18 protein-coding genes are annotated in these 18,066 nt (G+C 30.7%); 15 read left to right on the top strand and 3 right to left on the bottom strand.

The genetic code is table 11. From position 1 onward, the window contains the following. Positions 1 to 282 precede the first annotated feature (282 nt). The 8 genes from LGK95_RS01730 to LGK95_RS01695 all read left to right on the top strand — a co-directional run bounded on the left by LGK95_RS01730 (position 283) and on the right by LGK95_RS01695 (position 8,661). On the top strand, positions 283 to 1,620 hold the full coding sequence (locus tag LGK95_RS01730) for a DUF512 domain-containing protein (protein ID WP_226121515.1): 1,338 nt from the start codon (positions 283 to 285) through the stop codon (positions 1,618 to 1,620). Continuing rightward, a complete protein-coding gene (gene der / locus LGK95_RS01725) occupies positions 1,620 to 2,936 on the top strand; it encodes a ribosome biogenesis GTPase Der (protein ID WP_226121513.1) in 1,317 nt (438 codons plus the stop codon). Before LGK95_RS01730 ends, der begins: the two co-directional genes overlap by 1 nt. A 1-nt stretch (position 2,937) precedes the next feature. After that, a complete protein-coding gene (locus LGK95_RS01720) occupies positions 2,938 to 3,930 on the top strand; it encodes an NAD(P)H-dependent glycerol-3-phosphate dehydrogenase (RefSeq protein ID WP_226121511.1) in 993 nt (330 codons plus the stop codon). A gap of 204 nt (positions 3,931 to 4,134) precedes the next feature. After that, positions 4,135 to 5,613, top strand: coding sequence for a stage IV sporulation protein A (spoIVA, locus tag LGK95_RS01715; protein WP_226121509.1), 1,479 nt, complete (start codon positions 4,135 to 4,137; stop codon positions 5,611 to 5,613). A 293-nt stretch (positions 5,614 to 5,906) separates the two neighbouring features. Further along, positions 5,907 to 6,116 carry a hypothetical protein gene (locus LGK95_RS01710; RefSeq protein ID WP_226121507.1) on the top strand — a complete coding sequence of 70 codons (210 nt, stop codon included), beginning with the start codon at positions 5,907 to 5,909 and terminating at the stop codon, positions 6,114 to 6,116. Positions 6,117 to 6,198: 82 nt separating this feature from the next. After that, positions 6,199 to 7,461, top strand: coding sequence for a putative DNA modification/repair radical SAM protein (locus LGK95_RS01705; RefSeq protein ID WP_226121505.1), 1,263 nt, complete (start codon positions 6,199 to 6,201; stop codon positions 7,459 to 7,461). Then, a complete protein-coding gene (locus LGK95_RS01700; protein ID WP_226121503.1) occupies positions 7,454 to 8,185 on the top strand; it encodes a TIGR03915 family putative DNA repair protein in 732 nt (243 codons plus the stop codon). The genes LGK95_RS01705 and LGK95_RS01700 overlap by 8 nt, the downstream gene beginning before the upstream one ends. A gap of 110 nt (positions 8,186 to 8,295) precedes the next feature. Then, on the top strand, positions 8,296 to 8,661 hold the full coding sequence (locus tag LGK95_RS01695; protein WP_226121501.1) for a hypothetical protein: 366 nt from the start codon (positions 8,296 to 8,298) through the stop codon (positions 8,659 to 8,661). Positions 8,662 to 8,747: 86 nt separating this feature from the next. Here the strand turns inward: LGK95_RS01695 and LGK95_RS01690 are convergent, their stop codons facing one another. From LGK95_RS01690 to LGK95_RS01680, 3 genes are all read right to left on the bottom strand, one after another. Continuing rightward, complete coding sequence (locus tag LGK95_RS01690) at positions 8,748 to 9,056, bottom strand: aminotransferase class III-fold pyridoxal phosphate-dependent enzyme (RefSeq protein ID WP_226121498.1); 309 nt, start codon at positions 9,054 to 9,056, stop codon at positions 8,748 to 8,750. Next, entirely contained in the window at positions 9,057 to 9,341 is a 285-nt protein-coding gene (locus LGK95_RS01685) for a hypothetical protein (protein WP_226121497.1), read from the bottom strand. A 189-nt stretch (positions 9,342 to 9,530) separates the two neighbouring features. Next, positions 9,531 to 10,478: an ABC transporter substrate-binding protein gene (locus tag LGK95_RS01680; protein ID WP_226121496.1), complete on the bottom strand. Its 948-nt coding sequence runs from the start codon at positions 10,476 to 10,478 to the stop codon at positions 9,531 to 9,533. A 422-nt stretch (positions 10,479 to 10,900) separates the two neighbouring features. Here LGK95_RS01680 and LGK95_RS01675 point away from each other — a divergent pair, with 422 nt between their 5' ends. The 7 genes from LGK95_RS01675 to LGK95_RS01645 all read left to right on the top strand — a co-directional run bounded on the left by LGK95_RS01675 (position 10,901) and on the right by LGK95_RS01645 (position 18,045). Then, entirely contained in the window at positions 10,901 to 12,736 is a 1,836-nt protein-coding gene (locus LGK95_RS01675; protein WP_226121494.1) for an FAD-dependent oxidoreductase, read from the top strand. 175 nt (positions 12,737 to 12,911) lie between these two features. After that, positions 12,912 to 13,883, top strand: a complete 972-nt coding sequence (locus LGK95_RS01670) for a polyprenyl synthetase family protein (RefSeq protein WP_226121492.1) — start codon at positions 12,912 to 12,914, stop codon at positions 13,881 to 13,883. Between the two features lie 24 nt (positions 13,884 to 13,907). Further along, complete coding sequence (locus LGK95_RS01665; protein WP_226121489.1) at positions 13,908 to 15,353, top strand: menaquinone biosynthesis decarboxylase; 1,446 nt, start codon at positions 13,908 to 13,910, stop codon at positions 15,351 to 15,353. Beyond that, positions 15,334 to 16,158 carry a UbiA-like polyprenyltransferase gene (locus LGK95_RS01660; RefSeq protein WP_226121487.1) on the top strand — a complete coding sequence of 275 codons (825 nt, stop codon included), beginning with the start codon at positions 15,334 to 15,336 and terminating at the stop codon, positions 16,156 to 16,158. The genes LGK95_RS01665 and LGK95_RS01660 overlap by 20 nt, the downstream gene beginning before the upstream one ends. Further along, positions 16,145 to 16,879: an ATP-binding cassette domain-containing protein gene (locus tag LGK95_RS01655; RefSeq protein WP_226121485.1), complete on the top strand. Its 735-nt coding sequence runs from the start codon at positions 16,145 to 16,147 to the stop codon at positions 16,877 to 16,879. The genes LGK95_RS01660 and LGK95_RS01655 overlap by 14 nt, the downstream gene beginning before the upstream one ends. After that, positions 16,869 to 17,612 carry an ABC transporter permease gene (locus LGK95_RS01650; RefSeq protein WP_226121482.1) on the top strand — a complete coding sequence of 248 codons (744 nt, stop codon included), beginning with the start codon at positions 16,869 to 16,871 and terminating at the stop codon, positions 17,610 to 17,612. Before LGK95_RS01655 ends, LGK95_RS01650 begins: the two co-directional genes overlap by 11 nt. A gap of 91 nt (positions 17,613 to 17,703) precedes the next feature. After that, positions 17,704 to 18,045 (top strand): FMN-binding protein, encoded by a 342-nt coding sequence (locus tag LGK95_RS01645; protein ID WP_226121480.1) that lies wholly within the window; start codon positions 17,704 to 17,706, stop codon positions 18,043 to 18,045. Positions 18,046 to 18,066: the final 21 nt, after the last annotated feature.

Below are 18,066 nucleotides of genomic sequence, written 5' to 3'. Positions count from 1 at the left end.
GTAACAAATTTTGTGACAACTTAGATGCTTTTAATAGAAGGTATTAAAAAAATAGCAAAATACGCGATATTTGCTTTTTTTTCTTGTTTTAGAGGCTTATGCGTTGACTTAGGTATTTAATTCATGTAATATAACTAATGGAATGCTATAATTTATTATTCAATTGATTACTTATTATATATTTAAATCTAACGTTAAAAGCTATTATTTAATGTTAATTAGTATTTCTAATTCCTCATAAAACCTTATACAATAAAGGTTACTTACAAACAGGAGGTAAAAATGAAAAACCAAATTGCTAAGATACTTCCAGGAAGTATTGCAGAAGAAATCGAGTTAGAAGTGGGAGACAGATTAATTAGTATAAATGGAAATGATGTAATAGACATTATAGATTACAAATTTTTAATTACCGATGAACTTATTAATATTGAAATTGAGAAGACTTATGGCGAAGTTTGGGAAATTGAAGTAGAAAAGGAATATGATGAAGATTTAGGAATCGAATTTATTGATGCGATTTTAGATAAGCCAAAGAGTTGTCATAATAATTGTATATTTTGTTTTATTGACCAATTGCCAGAGGGAATGAGAGAAACTTTATATTTCAAAGATGATGATTCAAGATTATCGTTTTTTCAAGGTAATTTTGTAACTTTAACGAATATGAAGGAAGAGGATATCGATAGGATTATTAGATATAAAATAAGCCCTATAAATGTTTCAGTCCACACTACTGATGTTGAACTTAGAAAAAGAATGTTAAACAATAAATTTGCTGGAAATGTATATGCTAGGTTAGAAAAATTAGCTCAAGCTGGTATTAAAATTAATTGTCAGGTGGTTTCATGTCCCGGTATAAACAATGGGTCTGAGCTTATAAAAACTATCGAGGATTTATATAAACTTTACCCGAACATTGAAAATTTGGCAGTTGTTCCAGTTGGAGTAACCAAATACAGAAAAGGGCTATTTAATTTAACATTGTATGATAAATACTCTTCGTCGCAAGAGATTGAAAGTGTGAAACATTTGCAAGAAAAATATCTTAGGGAAATAGGTTCACCTTTCATAAGGTTGTCTGATGAATTTTATGTTTCAGCTGGAATTGATGTTCCAGGAGAAGAGTTTTATGATGGTTATGAGCAATTAGAGGATGGCATTGGCATGATAAGACTACTAAGAAGTGTTATTAATGAAGATTTAGCAACCTTAGAACTACAGAACAGGGGTAGTTTTACTTTTGTAACTGGTCATTCAGCTTACGCGGAAATATTAAAGGTAGCTGAGAAAATTACTGCTTGTAATAATAAAATTAAAATTGAAGTTAAGAAAATAACAAACCATTTTTTTGGCGAAACTATTACTGTAGCAGGTCTTTTAACAGGAAGCGATATAATTGAGCAACTAAAGGATGAAAAACTAGGTGATTATTTAATTATGCCTAGTAATATGCTGAAAAACGGATATGAATTAGGAAACAATGATCAGCAAATATTCTTAGATGATATTACCGTTAGGGATATAGAAAAAAGTTTAAACACAAAAGTTTTAATATGTGATTATTCAGGAGAAGATTTAATCCATATAATAAACGAAAATAGTAAGGAGGAAAAATAATGGCAAAACCGATCGTAGCAATAGTAGGAAGACCCAATGTAGGAAAATCTACCTTATTTAATAAGTTAGCAGGTAAAAGGATATCAATAGTTGAAGATACACCAGGTGTAACAAGAGACAGGGTGTATGCTGATGCTGATTGGCTAAGGCATAATTTCACAATAATTGATACAGGTGGTATTGAAGTTGAAAGTCAAGATATTATTTTAGCTCAAATGAGAAGACAGGCACAAATAGCTATAGAAACAGCAGATGTTATAATCTTTATTGTAGATGGTAAACAAGGCCTTACAGGTTCAGATTATGAAGTTGCTCAAATGCTAAGACAGAGTAAAAAACCAATAGTACTTGTAGTAAATAAAATAGATCATCTTGAACTAGAAGCTAATGCATTTGAGTTCTATAATTTAGGTATAGGTACTCCTGTAGCTATTTCGGCAACTCAAGGTCTTGGACTTGGTGATATGCTTGATGAAGTGGTAGTACATTTTGATAGTGTTTATTCAAAAGTAGAAGATGAAGAATATATTCAAGTTGCAGTAGTAGGCAAGCCGAATGTTGGTAAGTCTTCATTAATAAACAGAATGCTTGGAGAAGAAAGAAATATTGTAACTGCTATTGCAGGGACTACAAGAGATGCAATAGATAGTAAATTAGAAACTAATGAAGGTAAATTTGTACTTATTGATACTGCAGGAATCAGAAGAAAAAGTAAGGTAGAACAAGGTATTGAAAGATATAGTGTTATTAGATCACTTGCGGCTGTTGAGAGAGCTGATGTGGTTATGCTTATGCTTACGGCGACTGAAGAATTAAGTGATCAAGATGAAAAAATTATCGGCTATGCTCATGAAATGAAAAAAGCAATCCTGGTAATAGTAAATAAATGGGATCTTATTGAGAAAGATGACAAAACAATGCTTGAGTATAAGAAGAGAATACAAGCAGGATTAAACTTTATGGCATATGCGCCTTATTTATTTATATCTGCAAAAACAGGTCAAAGAGTACATAAGGTATTAGCAACAGTAAAAGAATGTTTTGATAATTATTCAAAACGAATATCTACAGGGATACTTAATGAGGTTATAAATAAAGCAGTACTTATGCAAGAACCTCCAACAGTAGCAAATAAGAGACTTAAGATATTCTACGTTACTCAAGTAGATTCAAAACCGCCAACATTTGTATTCTTTGTAAATAGTCCAAATTTACTACATTTTTCTTATCAAAGATATTTAGAAAACCAATTGAGAAATAGTTTTGAATTTAAGGGAACAGGTATAAAACTAATATTTAGGGAAAGGAAGGAATAAAATGTCACAAGTTGCTTTTTTAGGTGGTGGGAGTTTTGGTACTGCATTATCTATAATGCTAGCCAAAAAAGGAATAGATGTCAATATATGGGACAGAAAACTTAGTGTTAGCGATGATATAAACATTAAGAGAGAAAATATTAAATATTTACCTAACATTATCATACCAGCAGGAGTAACAGCATTTATTGATTTAGAGAAGTGCATAAGCGATAGTAAGTTAATTGTATTGGCTGTACCATCTCATGCAATAAGAGGTTTAAGTAAGATGATTGCACCATATTTAAATCGAGATCAAATCATTGTTAGTATTGCAAAGGGAATTGAAGAGGGTTCATCAAAAAGAATTTCTGAGATTATAGAAGAAGAGATTCCGAATAATCCTATAGTAATACTATCAGGTCCAAGTCATGCAGAAGAGGTAGCGTTAGATATACCTACAACAGTAGTAGTCACATCTAAAAATATGGAGTATGCAAATATTGTTCAAGATGTTTTTATGACAAGCAAATTTAGAGTTTACACTAATGAAGACATTATTGGAGTAGAAATCGGAGGAGCAGTTAAAAACATTATTGCTTTAGCTGCAGGTGTGTCTGATGGTATAGGCTACGGGGATAATGCGAAGGCTGCACTAATGACACGAGGTATGAGCGAAATCATAAAAATAGGCACTAGGCTAGGAGGTAAGATTGAAACCTTCTATGGTCTAACCGGTATGGGGGATCTTATAGTAACTTGCACTAGTATGCACAGTAGAAACAGAAGAGCAGGAATACTAATTGGAAAAGGCGTTTCTATGGAAAAGGCATGCAATGACATCGGAATGGTGGTTGAGGGTATTAAAGCTGTAAGAGCATTTTATGAACTCAAAGAAAGAGAGCAGATTTCTATGCCTATTACAGATGTATTATACAGAGTACTATTTGAAGGTAAAGATCCTAAGTATGGAGTATACGAACTAATGTCAAGAGATAAAAAAAATGAGTTTTAACAACTTTTCATAAGATAACAATAAACAAAGTTTAAAGTCTTATAATGTAGCTTAGTTAACAGAATAATAACCCTATAAAACCAATTTTTTATTAGAAATTAATAAAAAGTTGGTTTTTTTTATATATTTTCAATCTGTAGTAATAATTCATTGATATCTTAAGTATATTTATATTGATAATAATAAGTATTAGGAGGGTATATCTTGGATAATTTTGATATATATAAAGATATAGCAGAGAGAACACAAGGGGATATTTATGTAGGAGTTGTAGGTCCTGTAAGGACTGGGAAATCAACATTTATAAAGAGGTTTATGGAGCTTATGGTAATTCCGAACATCGAGAATCCTCATAAAAAAGAAAGAGCAAAAGATGAACTGCCACAAAGCGGTTCAGGAAAATCAATCCATACAACGGAACCTAAATTTGTACCTAACGAAGCAGTTGAGATTGAATTTGAAGGCGGCACTAAATTCAAAGTTAGAATGGTTGATTGTGTTGGATATATTGTTAAAGGAGCACTAGGATATGCTGAAGGTGAGGCACCTAAAATGGTGAATACCCCTTGGTATGACTATGAGATTCCATTTGAGGAAGCAGCAGAAATTGGAACGAAAAAGGTAATAAATGAGCATTCAACTATAGGGCTTTTAATTACTACCGATGGTTCAATCACTGGTATTGATAGAGATGAATACTTAGAAGCCGAAGGAAGGGTAGTTGAGGAACTTAAATCGATAAATAAACCTTTTATAATGGTGTTAAATTCGAAAAATGCAGCTGCTCCTGAAACAGCAGTTTTAGCAAGAGAATTAGAAGAAAAATATGATGTTCCAGTTCAAATTATGGATGTTATAAATATGAAAGAGGCGGATATAGCTAATATTTTTCAAAGAATTCTTCGTGAATTCCCTGTTAAAGAAATTAACATAGATATGCCAGAATGGATTGAGAATTTAAGTTCTAAGCATTGGGTAAAAATTAGTTTTATGAAATTCTTAAAAGATATGTGTAAAGGTATTTTTAAAGTTAGAGACATCAATAAATCTTTATTAAGCTTTAGTGAAGTTGACTTTTTAGATTCTGCTAAACTTGACGAAATGAATATGGGAGAAGGCACTGCTAGAGTTAGTCTAGTTCCTAAACATGAATTATTTTATAAGATATTAGGAGAGACTTGTGATTGCGAGATAAAAGGTGAAAATGATTTGTTAATGTTAATGGGAGAATTCTCTAGAGCTAAAGTAGAATATGATAAAATTGCAGAGGCTTTAAAAGATGTTAAGGAAAAAGGGTATGGACTCGTAGCACCACAGCTTTCGGAAATGACATTAGAAGAACCTGAAATTGTACAACATGGTGGTAGATACGGAGTAAAGCTAAAAGCTTCAGCACCGTCCCTTCATTTTATTAAAGCAGATATACAGACAGAAATTTCACCAATTATGGGTACAGAAAAGCAAAGTGAAGATTTCTATAAATCTATACTAGATCAATTTGAAAATGATAAATCACAAATTTGGCAGAGTAATATGTTTGGTAAATCTTTAGAAGTATTAGTTAAAGAAGGACTTCAGAATAAGCTGTTTAAAATGCCTGATGATGTTCAAGTAAAAATTCAAAAGACTCTACAGCGAATTATAAATGAGGGTAATGGTAGTTTAATTTGTATTATACTATAACAATATTTTTTATTATATAGTGGTTTTGAGTTATAGAATATAATTTCTATAGCTCAAAGGTAAATATAATATTAAATAATTAAAAGCCTGTGACCAATTGGTTGCAGGCTTTTGATATATCATTCTAAAATTAAAACAAGAGTATACGAGGAAAAGTTACAAATTAAGAATAAGTAGGTGTAGATATTACGTTGCAATAGGTTAAATAAATACTAAAAGTGTAGTATATTATATGTAGAGTAATAACATATTAAAGACACTAGTGATTATATATTGACATAGGAGGTGGTATAATGTTAAACCGAGAAGTTATAAATAATTTATTGAGAGAAGGAATACACGAAGATGCTGCTAAAGCCTTAAATGAGAGGGGTTCGTGTCTTTTTGATATAAACAGTACAAGAGACGTATGCTTCGAATTAATTGATGCTGGTGTTAAGTTTAGTTGTGAACAAAGTATTTTAGATGATGGATTGTATTTAATAAAAATATTACATTTATAGTAGCATTAAATTCTATTAAATAACTCTTTTAATTTATGATATAACATGATAAAATAAGAACAAACGTTTGCGAGGTGATATAATGGACGTAATGAAAAAGCTTGAAATATTATCAAATTCAGCAAAATATGATGCCTCTTGTTCTTCAAGTGGTTCTAATAGAAAGAATACTAAGGATGGAATTGGTAATGCAGCATCGTCGGGCATTTGTCACTCATGGTCACAAGATGGTAGATGTATTTCACTACTTAAGATTTTGTACACTAATAAATGTATTTACGATTGTAAGTATTGCATAAATAGAGCTAGTAATGAATTGGAACGGACAAGCTTCACTCCTAAAGAAGTAGTAGATTTAACAATAAATTTTTATAGAAGAAACTATATTGAAGGACTATTCCTTAGTTCAGGGGTAGAAAGAAGTCCAGATTATACTATGGAAAATTTAGTTAAGATAATAAAAGACTTACGGTTAGTTCACAAATTTAATGGATATATTCATGTAAAGGCTATTCCAGGCGCGGATCCAAAATTTATTTATGAGGCAGGACTCTATGCTGATAGGATGAGTGTAAATATTGAACTACCATCAGAGAAAAGCTTAAAGCTTTTAGCTCCACAAAAGAATAAGGCAGATATACTAAAACCTATGGGTCTTATTAAACATAGTATAATAGAGTCAATCGAACATAAGAAAAAAGGCTTTAAAGTTCCTAAATTTACACCTGGAGGTCAAAGTACTCAGATAATGGTAGGTGCAACTGATGAAAGTGATTTGAGTGTAATTAGCCTTACAGAAGGACTATATAATACTTTTGGACTTAAAAGAGTATATTATTCTGCTTATGTGCCAGTGATGAAGCACGTAAATTTACCTGCAATTCAAACTACACCGCCACTCTTAAAAGAACATAGAATGTATCAAGCAGATTGGCTTTTAAGGCACTATGGCTTTAAAGCAAATGAATTATTAAGTGAAATAAACCCTAATTTCGATATAGATTTAGATCCTAAAGCCTTTTGGGCATTGAACAATTTAGATAAGTTCCCAGTAGAGGTAAATAACGCCAGTTATGAGATGCTACTTAGAGTACCTGGACTAGGAGTAAAATCAGCTCTTAGGATTGTAAGAGCAAGAAGACTTTGTAATCTTTCTTATGATAACTTGAAAAAACTAGGAGTAGTGCTTAAAAGAGCTAGGTTCTTTATAACTTGTAGCGGTAAATTTTATGGAGATAGAAGTATGGAAAGAGCAACACTTAAGAATTATTTGTTAGACTATGAAAGCTTTAATAAGCCACAACAAATAAGCTTGTTTAGTTTAAGGAGTGATTTATTTGCTTAGATTTATTTATGATGGTTCTTTTGATGGCTTTTTATCTGTTATATACAATTGTTATTATAATAAAATACCTAAAAGCATAGAAAGGGAAGATAGTTATAATTTAGATATGTTATTTGAGGACGATTTCATAATAACTGATACAGTGGAATCCAATAAAGTATCAAAGGCAATAGTTGAAAAAATATCTAAAGTCACTTTAATTCATGTGTATAAATCATTTTTATCTGAGACGCAAGGAATAGAATTAAAATTACTTGAATATATACAAATGGGATTTAGGTTAGGGAGTAAGATTAATGATTATTTAACAAATGAAATTGTTAATGAAATACAAAGATATTCTAATAAGGTCGGAACTGAAGCTCACAGATTCCTAGGATTAGTTAGATTTCAAGAATTCAAGGGCATATTATATGCACCAATAGAACCTACTTATAATATTGTAGAGCTCATTGGAAATCATTTTAAAGAAAGACTTACGAATGAGAATTGGATCATCCATGATGTTAAGAGGAAAATCGGTATAGTATATGAAAACAATGAATGGATACTTAGAGATCTCAAATTTGAAAAATTAGAAAGTCATGAAGCGGAAGAGTTGTTCTATCAAAATCTATGGAAAGTCTTCCACAAAAGTGTATCAATAAAAGAAAGAAGTAATGAAAAACTACAAATGCAAAATATGCCTAAGAAATATTGGAATAATTTAATTGAAATGAAATAGTATCACTATTTTTATTTCATCAATTTTTCCGAAATGTATCTAGAATCATGATATAATAGAGAGAAACATATTTACTAAATTACTGCTAGTTAAAGGAAGGGACGTTTATTATGAAAAAATCACTAGAACATATACAAGTTGAAACTCCAAGTATAAGTATTGAAAAAAGAAAACACATGATGGAAAAGATATACAAAACATTAGAAGAATTAGGGGCGACTAGTAAGAATGCAGGAAAAACTAGTAAGGAGATACACGATTCAATTCCGAAGGAACCAATTGTTAGAGACATAAATAACGGTAAAATAATTAAGAAACTTCAATTGAATACACCTTCATTTATAGGTTCACTTTCTGGAGTTATGTCTAAGGCTAAAATAATTGGGAAAGTTTATAATGTAGAAAAACAAGAAACTACATGGTATGTTATTGGGAAAATAAAAATGATTAATGATATAGACCCTAAGGATATGTAATATTTATAAGTATATTTGTTCTTATAGAAGTACATAATCATTAAAAACCAAGTCTTATATATTTAAGACTTGGTTTTTATATTTTTCTATTTCATACAAAATCTATTTAATTTACTTAAAGCTAAATTAAATTTATCAAGCACTAAGTCTACGTCATTATCTGTTATAATAAGAGGCGGTTGGAAAGCTAGAACATTTCTATCTAATCCATTTTTACCTACTAGAATTCCCTCATCCTTCAATATTTCCAATATAAAATCGGCTTCATTCCATGCAGGTTCACCATTTTCTTTTAAAAGCTCAATCCCTAACATAAGACCGATACCCCTAACATCGTAGATTATTGGATAATTTCCCTTAAGTTTGAGAAAGTCGTTTTTTAATTTAATTCCCAATTATTTTGCATTTAAGCATAAATTATTTTTTTCAATATATTCAAGTACCGCTATAGCAGTACTTGAATATATTGGATTTCCACCTAAGGTAGAGGCCGACGCTTTAGTAAAAGCCGTTGCAATTTTATCTGCTCCTTTAGTTTTTATTACATCTTCTATAGCTTTTAAAGACTCTGTAGCTGCGACTTCAAGTGTTTTGTCTTTGTTATAAGCATTAGGTACAAAGGTAACACAGTCGGAAAGGTTAGGATCTGCTCTCCACATAGGCATGGATGTAGCACTCATAGTTAAATATGTTCTACCATGTAAGCTACCATTTAATGATATAAATTCATTCTTTCCTGTATAGATTTTAGCAAATTAAAATATCTACTCATATTATAACCACCTTTCCTTTAGAATTTTAATTGTAAAATTATTTATTGTAAGTGCACAACTTTATAGAATAGGGGTTATATTTTGCTGTTATAAATATTATTTAATAAATGAGTTATTAGATAAATCTTGCAACGTATAATTATTAGTAGATAGTTTTTTTGTTTTGAGCCAATTTGTAACTTCTTTTAGTTCCTTTTCAGTAGGCATAGAAGCTAATGAATAATTTGGAATAGTCAGGTTGCTTTTTACAGTACTCGGAAAACCAGCCTCCTTGATTACATAATCAATATAGCTTTCAGGCTTTGTTTCTTTTAAATATACAATAGCTTTATTATAAGCACTATAAAATGCCTTTATCTCTTTTGGGTTTGATGTTATTGAATTTTTTGTGAATATCATTACACCAGGGTTTATACCAATTTTATCAGAACTGCTTAAAACTTTGCCACCATTCAAGAGCGCTGTACTAGCAAGGGGTTCTGGTAATGTTGCCATATCTAACTTGCCATTAGTTAACATTTCAAGTCTAGTAGGTATTTTGGGTATTGAAACCTTTTGAACTAAATTAATATCTAAATTTTCACTTTCAATTATTCTATCTGTTAAATATTCTATAATAGTGTTCTTAGAAATACCTATTGATTTCCCAGAGGATTGTTTAACATTAGTTATATTTGAATTTTTTCCTGCAACTATTTTGAAGCTGCCATCTGTTTTTGATGTGATTTTAACATCAAAATTATTATCGTTAAAAAATACGACTGAAAGCATATCAGATATTGCCCCATCGATTTTACCAGTTTGAAGTGCTGTATCCCTATCTGATGCACTTTTAAAATGTTCTATTTTGACCTGGATGCCTTCTTCTTTAAAATACCCATTGTGAGCCGCTATAATTAATGGAAGAGAGTCTAAATCTGGCATAACACCAATGGTAAGTGATTTTAATGATTTTGAGCTTGTAACTTGATTTGCTTTATTAGAACAAGCGACAACACTAATGCTAATAACTAATAATACAATTATAGATAAATATTTTTTCATAAATGTCCCCCAATAAAATTTGATCTTTCTTTTATCTTCTTTTTATAAATGATATAACATAATTTAAACATAGTGAAATATAATATTAAATTTCAGAGAGTACTGTAATGAAGTGTAAATAACGCAGTGATTATAACACTTTGTAAACTTCGTGTAAATAGCAATTAACCCAATAAATACGCCATATCTATGAACTAAATTAACAAAATACATTATTAATGACCAAATCAATTTCATATTTGCACAGCTAAAGTTATTGTGATAAAATTTTAACTATACAAGTGAAAATAACATAGAGTTAACTGAGAATGTAAATAACTTATAGAATTTATTATAAGACAATGTTTTAATATTCTGTTTGTACTATAGTGTTTATTAAAAGTCATATCTATATATAATTCTTAAACTTAGGGGGATGTAGTATGAGTGAAAAGAAAAAAATAGCTATACTTGGTGGAGGGTATGGCGGAGTATTAACTGCAAAGAAACTTGCTAAAAAATTTAAAAAAGATGAAAACGTAGAAATTATTCTTATAGACAAAAAACCATACCATACTTTACTTACAGAACTTCATGAGGTTGCAGCAGGAAGGGTTTCTGAGGACTCAATTAGAATCGATCTGAAAAAAATTTTTGCAAAAAGAAAAGTTGAAGTTGTACTTGACGAAATTATTGATTTGGATTTTAAAAATAATATATTAAAATCAGAGAATAGTACCTATGAATACGATTATCTAGTTATTGGTGCAGGATCTAAGCCAACTTACTTTGGTATAAAAGGTGCTGAGGAATATTGCCATAAATTATGGTCTTATGAGGATGCTGTTAACTTAAAAGAACATATTCTTAATATGTTCAGAAAAGCTGTGAAAGAAACGAACAAAGAGGAAAGACAAAAACTGCTAACTTTTATTGTTGTTGGTGGTGGATTTACAGGTGTTGAAATGATGGGTGAATTAGGAGAGTGGAAGGAAAGATTATGTAAAGAATTCTATATAGGCCAAGAAGAAGTAACTTTAATATTAGCAGATGACTTACCTAAAATATTACCTAATTTCCCGGACAAGTTAATTGAAAAAACTAAAAAAAGGCTTGGTAAATTAGGTGTTAAAGTACTCACTAAGGCAGGTATAACTGAAGTTACCAAGGATTGTGCAACTATAAGAAATAATGGAACAGTTAATACCTATACAGTAATTTGGACAGCAGGTGTTGAAGGCTCAGATATTATCTCCAAAATGGAAATAGAACAAAAAGGTAGATTAAGAATAGCAACTAACGATAAGTTACAATCATTAGATTACAAAAATGTTTATGTTGTTGGTGATAATATTTTCTTTATTCCAGAAGGTGAGGAAAGGCCTCTACCTCAGATGGTAGAAAACGCAGAAGAATCTGCTGAATTAGTTGCACATAATGTTTATAGCGATATAAAAGGTAACGAAAAGAAAGCTTATAAACCTACATTTCATGGTGCAATGGTATGTATAGGTGGTAAATATGGTGTTGCAAATATTGGTACAGGCAAAAAATTCTATGCCTTATCCGGATTCTTAGCGTTATTTGTTAAACATTTTATAAATATAGTTTATTTTATTCAGGTTGCAGGATTTAATAAATGCTGGTCATACTTATTACATGAGTTTTTCCATGTTAAAGACAATAGAAGTCTTGTAGGTGGATATTTTTCGAAGTCATCTCCGAATTTTTGGCTAGTAGTACTAAGAATGTTCGTTGGTTATAAATGGTTATCAGAAGGACTTGCAAAGTTACCTAGTATAATTGCTGACCCTACAAAAATATTCTTAATACCAGCTCCAGTAGTTGATGGAGCAACTGCAGCAACAGCAGCCGCTGCAGGAGCAAAGACTGCAGTAGATGCATTACCAGTGCCAGGGTTTATTGGGGAAATAGTTAAATGGTCTATGGACACTTTCTTTTATACGGGTGACGGTGGGTATACCACTTTAGCTACAGTTTTCCAAACATGCATGGTACTCGCAGAAATATGCGTAGGATTATTATTAATAGTTGGATTATTCACTGCTTTAGCATCACTTATGTCAATTGCTATGGGTATGATGATTTGGACTTCTGGAATGGCTCCAACTGAAATGTTATGGTACTTGGCTGCAGGAATTGCGCTTATAGGTGGATCAGGAAGTACATTTGGATTAGATTATTATGTATTACCAGTTCTAAAAAAATACTGGAAAAGGATAGGCTTTGTAAAAAGATCTTATTTATATGTTGATTAAGTAATATGTTCTACTATAAGTATAGCACGTAAAATTGAATTATTTTAAATCAGGTGTCCTTTTAAAATAATTAAAAGGACATTTAGTTTTGTACTGGAGTAATAATAATATGGTATTATTACTAATAGAATATAAAATGATAATCTTATAAAAATAATTGGACATAGGTGATAAAATGAGTATATTTTGGGAATATTACCCTGATATTGCAAAAGAATTAGATAATATAAAAAAAATTATTAAGGTAAATGTAAAATCTAGTGAAAAAGAATTTGATGAAGCTATCTCCCCATTGGTTGACGCAGGAGGAAAGATGTTAAGACCTGCTTTTTTATTATTAGCAGCAAAATTCGGAGAGTATAATTCGGACAAAATGCATAATCTTGCAGCGGCAATCGAAATGATGCATATGGCTACATTAATTCATGATGATGTTGTAGATGAATCTAAACTTAGGCGTGGAATAGAAACTATACAACATAAATATAGCAAGGAATATGCAGTATATATTGGTGATTTTTTATTTTGTCAATGTTTTATTATGTTGTCTGGCGTTGGTTATTCCACAGAAATCTTAAGAGATATCTCAAAAGCTATCTCCAAGATATGTATGGGGGAAATAAGACAATATAATATTAGATATGCTAGAAACACAAGCCTTAAAAAATATATTAAAATAATATCTGGTAAAACAGCAGCTTTATTTGCAATTAGCTTTTATGCAGGTAGTAAGGAATCTAAGTGTAGTGAAAAAATTTCGAAATTGCTTGGACGAGTCGGTTACTATATTGGAATGGCTTTTCAAATCATAGACGATTTGTTGGATTACAGTGGAGATACTAACAAACTTGGAAAAAGTGCACAAAGTGATTTAATAAAAGGATATTATACACTACCACTCATATATGCTATGGCAGATGATGCAGAGGGCAGGATATCCACAATTTTAGATAAATTATTATTAAATAATGATGATGTAGCTAGTATAGTTATATTAGTTAATAAGTATAAAGGGATAGAGAAAGCTCAAGACTTAGCGAATAAGTATACAAAAAAAGCTTTTGATTATATAGAAAAGTTACCAGAGTGTGAAAGCAAGGTAATAATAAAGGAGATAACACAAAAATTATTAAATCGTAACTTCTAATTAATTCTTGAAAGGAATGATTTTATGGCTTATAAGGATCTCCAAGATTTTATAAATCATTTAAGAGATAAAAAACTATTAGATGAAATAGAAATAGAAGTAGACAGTGATCTTGAAATTACGGAAATAGCTGATAGAGTTTCAAAAAAAAATGGTAATGCATTACTTTTTAAGAATGTTAAAAATTCTGACTATCCATTATTAATAAATTCTTTAGGTACATATGAGCGAATTAACCTTGGACTAGAAGTAGAAACCCTAGATGAAATTGCTGAAACTATTAGTGATTTTATGGATATTACAAATTATATAACGTTAATAAATAAGGTGAAATCAATTCCGAAGCTTGCAAGGCTCGCAAGAGTATTCCCGAAAAAGGTAAAAAATGCAGCATGTCAAGAAGTAATAGAGGAACCAGATTTAAGCAAACTCCCAATATTAAAGTGCTGGCCTAAAGATGGGGGACGATACATAACTCTCCCTTTAGTTATAACATTAGATCCAGAGACTAACCAGCAAAATGTTGGAATGTATAGGCTTCAAGTATATGATACCAATACAACTGGTATGCATTGGCATCTCCATAAAGATGGTAAAGAAATATATGAGAAGTATAGAAAACTAGGAATGAAGATGCCAGTGTCAGTGGCAATAGGATGTGATCCAGCAACTATATATGCGGCAACAGCACCACTACCAAAAATGATAGACGAAATGATTTTTGCAGGATTTCTTAGAAAATCACCATTAGAAATAGTTAAATGTATAACAAATGACATATATGTACCTGCTAATGCTGAATTTATCCTCGAAGGATACGTGGATTTAGATGAAAAGCGACTAGAAGGTCCTTTCGGAGACCATACAGGGTACTATTCTCTTGAAGATATGTACCCTGTGTTTCATATTGAAAAAATTACAAGAAAAAGAGAGCCAGTTTATCCTACAACGATTGTTGGAAAACCACCTATGGAAGATTGTTACCTGGGAAAAGCCTCAGAGCGAATATTTTTGCCTTTAATAAAAATTCAATGTCCCGAAATAGTAGATATGAATTTCCCATTAGAAGGTGTATTCCATAATTGTGTAATTGTTTCTATTAAAAAAGCTTACCCAAAGCATGCGAATAAAGTTATGAACGCTTTATGGGGCCTTGGTCAAATGATGTATACAAAAATAATTATTGTAGTAGATGAAAATATAGATCCTCAGGATATATCAACAGTTGCATGGAAAGTATTTAACAATATAGACCCAAAAGGAGATCTAGTAATTTCTGATGGTCCTTTAGATGCACTGGATCATGCATCTAATACTCCTTACTATGGTTCAAGACTCGGCATAGATGCTACAAAAAAGTGGCCATCAGAAGGTCATACAAGACCTTGGCCTGATGATATAGAGATGTCAAAAGAAATAAAAGAAATGGTAGACAAGAGGTGGGAGAAATATGGTATTAAAGAAACTTAAAAGCTATGGGGAGTTAGTTATGTTTTCGCATACACTATTTTCTCTTCCATTTGCTTTAATAGCAATGATTTGGGCAGCAAATGGTTTACCGTCAAGTTCTACAATATTTTGGATATTAATTGCTCTAATTGGTGCTCGTAATGGTGCTAATGCCCTAAATCGAATTGTAGATAAAGATATTGATAAAAAAAATCCAAGAACTGCAAATAGGCATTTGCCAAAAGGAATAGTAAAAGATTATGAGGTTTGGGCAATAGTGATATTGTGTTTTTTAATATTTGTTTTGGCTGCATATAAGTTAAATACACTATGTTTTATGTTATCACCGGTGGCACTTTTTCTTTTTATAATATATTCATATACTAAAAGATTCACATGGATATGTCATATTGTATTAGGGGTTACATGTGGGGGAGCACCTGTAGGAGCATGGATAGCGGTAACAGGAAAACTAGCACTTACACCAATTATTTTAGGCGCTGTAGTTACCTTATGGGTAGCAGGTTTTGATATAATTTATGCAACACAAGATATCGATTTCGACAGGAAAATGGGTTTGTTTTCTATCCCTGCTAAATTTGGTTTAATAGGTGCATTATGCATATCAAGTCTTTTTCATTCTATAATGGTTTTACTTTTATTTAGTTTATATTTTATAATGCATAGAGGTCTGATATATTTAATTGGCATTTTTATAAGTGTTATTTTATTAGTTGTAGAACATTATATTGTATCGCCATCAAATCAAAAGAAAATGAAAATTGCTTCTTATAACATTAATCAAGTTGTTAGTGTTTTATTATAAAAACCTAGACAAGCATGTAAAAGTACTTGAAAATGTTAATTTAACAGTAAAAAAAGGAGAAATATGTGCTGTAATTGGTCCATCAGGGGGAGGAAAATCAACCTTATTAAAAGTACTCGCAGGAATTATTGTAAACTATGAAGGTCAAGTTTTAATTGATGGAACTATAGTAAATCCTAAAGTACATAGAATAGGGTTAATACCTCAAAATTATGGATTAATTAAATGGAAGACTGTTGAAGAAAACATATTTCTTTCAACAAAAATTAAAGATGGCAAGAGCAATATAGATTTACATTTTTATAATAAAATATTAAATGAATTAAAACTAAATGATTTTGTTAAGAGATATCCAAGTCAGCTAAGCGGAGGTCAAATGCAAAGAGTCTCAATGGCAAGAGCTTTATTATTAAAACCGAATATACTCTTAATGGATGAATCATTTTCTGCCTTAGACGCTATGACTAGGGACAACGTTCAAAAGTTATTTCTAGAAGTTTGGGAAGAACATAAGGTAACTACAATCATTGTAACTCATGATATTAAGGAAGCAATCTATTTAGCAAAGGATATAGCTGTGATTTCTTCATCACCTGGCAGAATAGTTAATATTACACGCAACCCTTTGTTTGGTCGAATTAATACAGAACTGGATTTAGAGTATATACACTTGAGTACTAAGCTTAGAAAAATTCTAAAGGAGATTCATAATGAGACTTAAAGAATATAAACCAATTAATTTTATTGTTGCTTTTGTTCTTATTTTTGGCTTGTGGCAATCAGTTGCAATAATAATTAATAAACCTTTATTTCCACCACCATATGCTATAATAATAAATATAGTTAGAACTTTTCATAAAGATATAGCAATACATGTTATTTACAGTTCTATTAGGATAATAGTAGGACTATTATTTACTCTAATAATTGGTATACCTGTGGGGATTTTAATGGGATTTTTTAAAAAAGTTGATTTAATTCTTTCGCCAATTATATATTTTAATTATCCAATACCTAAGATTGCATTACTTCCTATAGTAATGCTTATTTTTGGGTTAGGGGATATAACAAAAATAGTTATGATTTTTTTAATTACATTTTTTCCTGTGGTGGTTAATATAAAAGATGAAGTGAAAAATATTCCTGATGATGTTTTTTATACTATGTATTCATTGGGAGCTACAAAAAAACAGATTATAAAAGAAATTGTACTTCCAGGAAGCATTAAAGCAATATTGACATCACTTAGGATTGGCATAGGTACAGCAATTTCAGTTCTATTCTTTACTGAAAATTTTGGAACTGAATATGGAATGGGTTATTTCATTATGGATTCTTGGATGAGAATTAACTATATTCAAATGTATTCAGGTATTTTAATTTTAAGTATTATTGGCTTATTTTTATTTATTATGATTGACATTTTAGAAGAATTACTTTGTCCATGGAAATAATGATCATAAAAAAAAGTATAACTATGATATAATTGTAACAATAACTATTTACTCCAGGAAAGGTCAATGTGATACAAGGGAGGATACTTATTTGAAGAAATTATTAATACTAACTTTAACAATAGTATTAGCACTAGTTGGTTGTGGTACAAAACCCATAATTTACAAAGAAGGAACATATGAAGGAACCGCGCAGGGACATATTGGACCTATAAAAGTACAAATATTAACGGATAAATATAATATAAAACAAATTAAGATTATGGAGCAACAAGAAACACCAGTTATAGGTGAAATAGTATATAAGGAAATTCCAAAGAGAGTGATAAAAGCTAATACATCGAAGGTTGAGGTTGTGTCAGGGGCTACATATACAAGTAAAGGACTTATCAAAGCTATTGGAAATGGATTAGATAAAGCAAAAATAAAGTAAATACAGCATGAGGTGAGGTTC

It is taken from the genome of Clostridium algoriphilum (assembly GCF_020443705.1).
Lineage (GTDB): Bacteria > Bacillota > Clostridia > Clostridiales > Clostridiaceae > Clostridium_AD > Clostridium_AD algoriphilum.
Note: the sequence above shows the minus strand (reverse complement) of the source record. Positions and strands in the feature narration are given on the sequence as shown.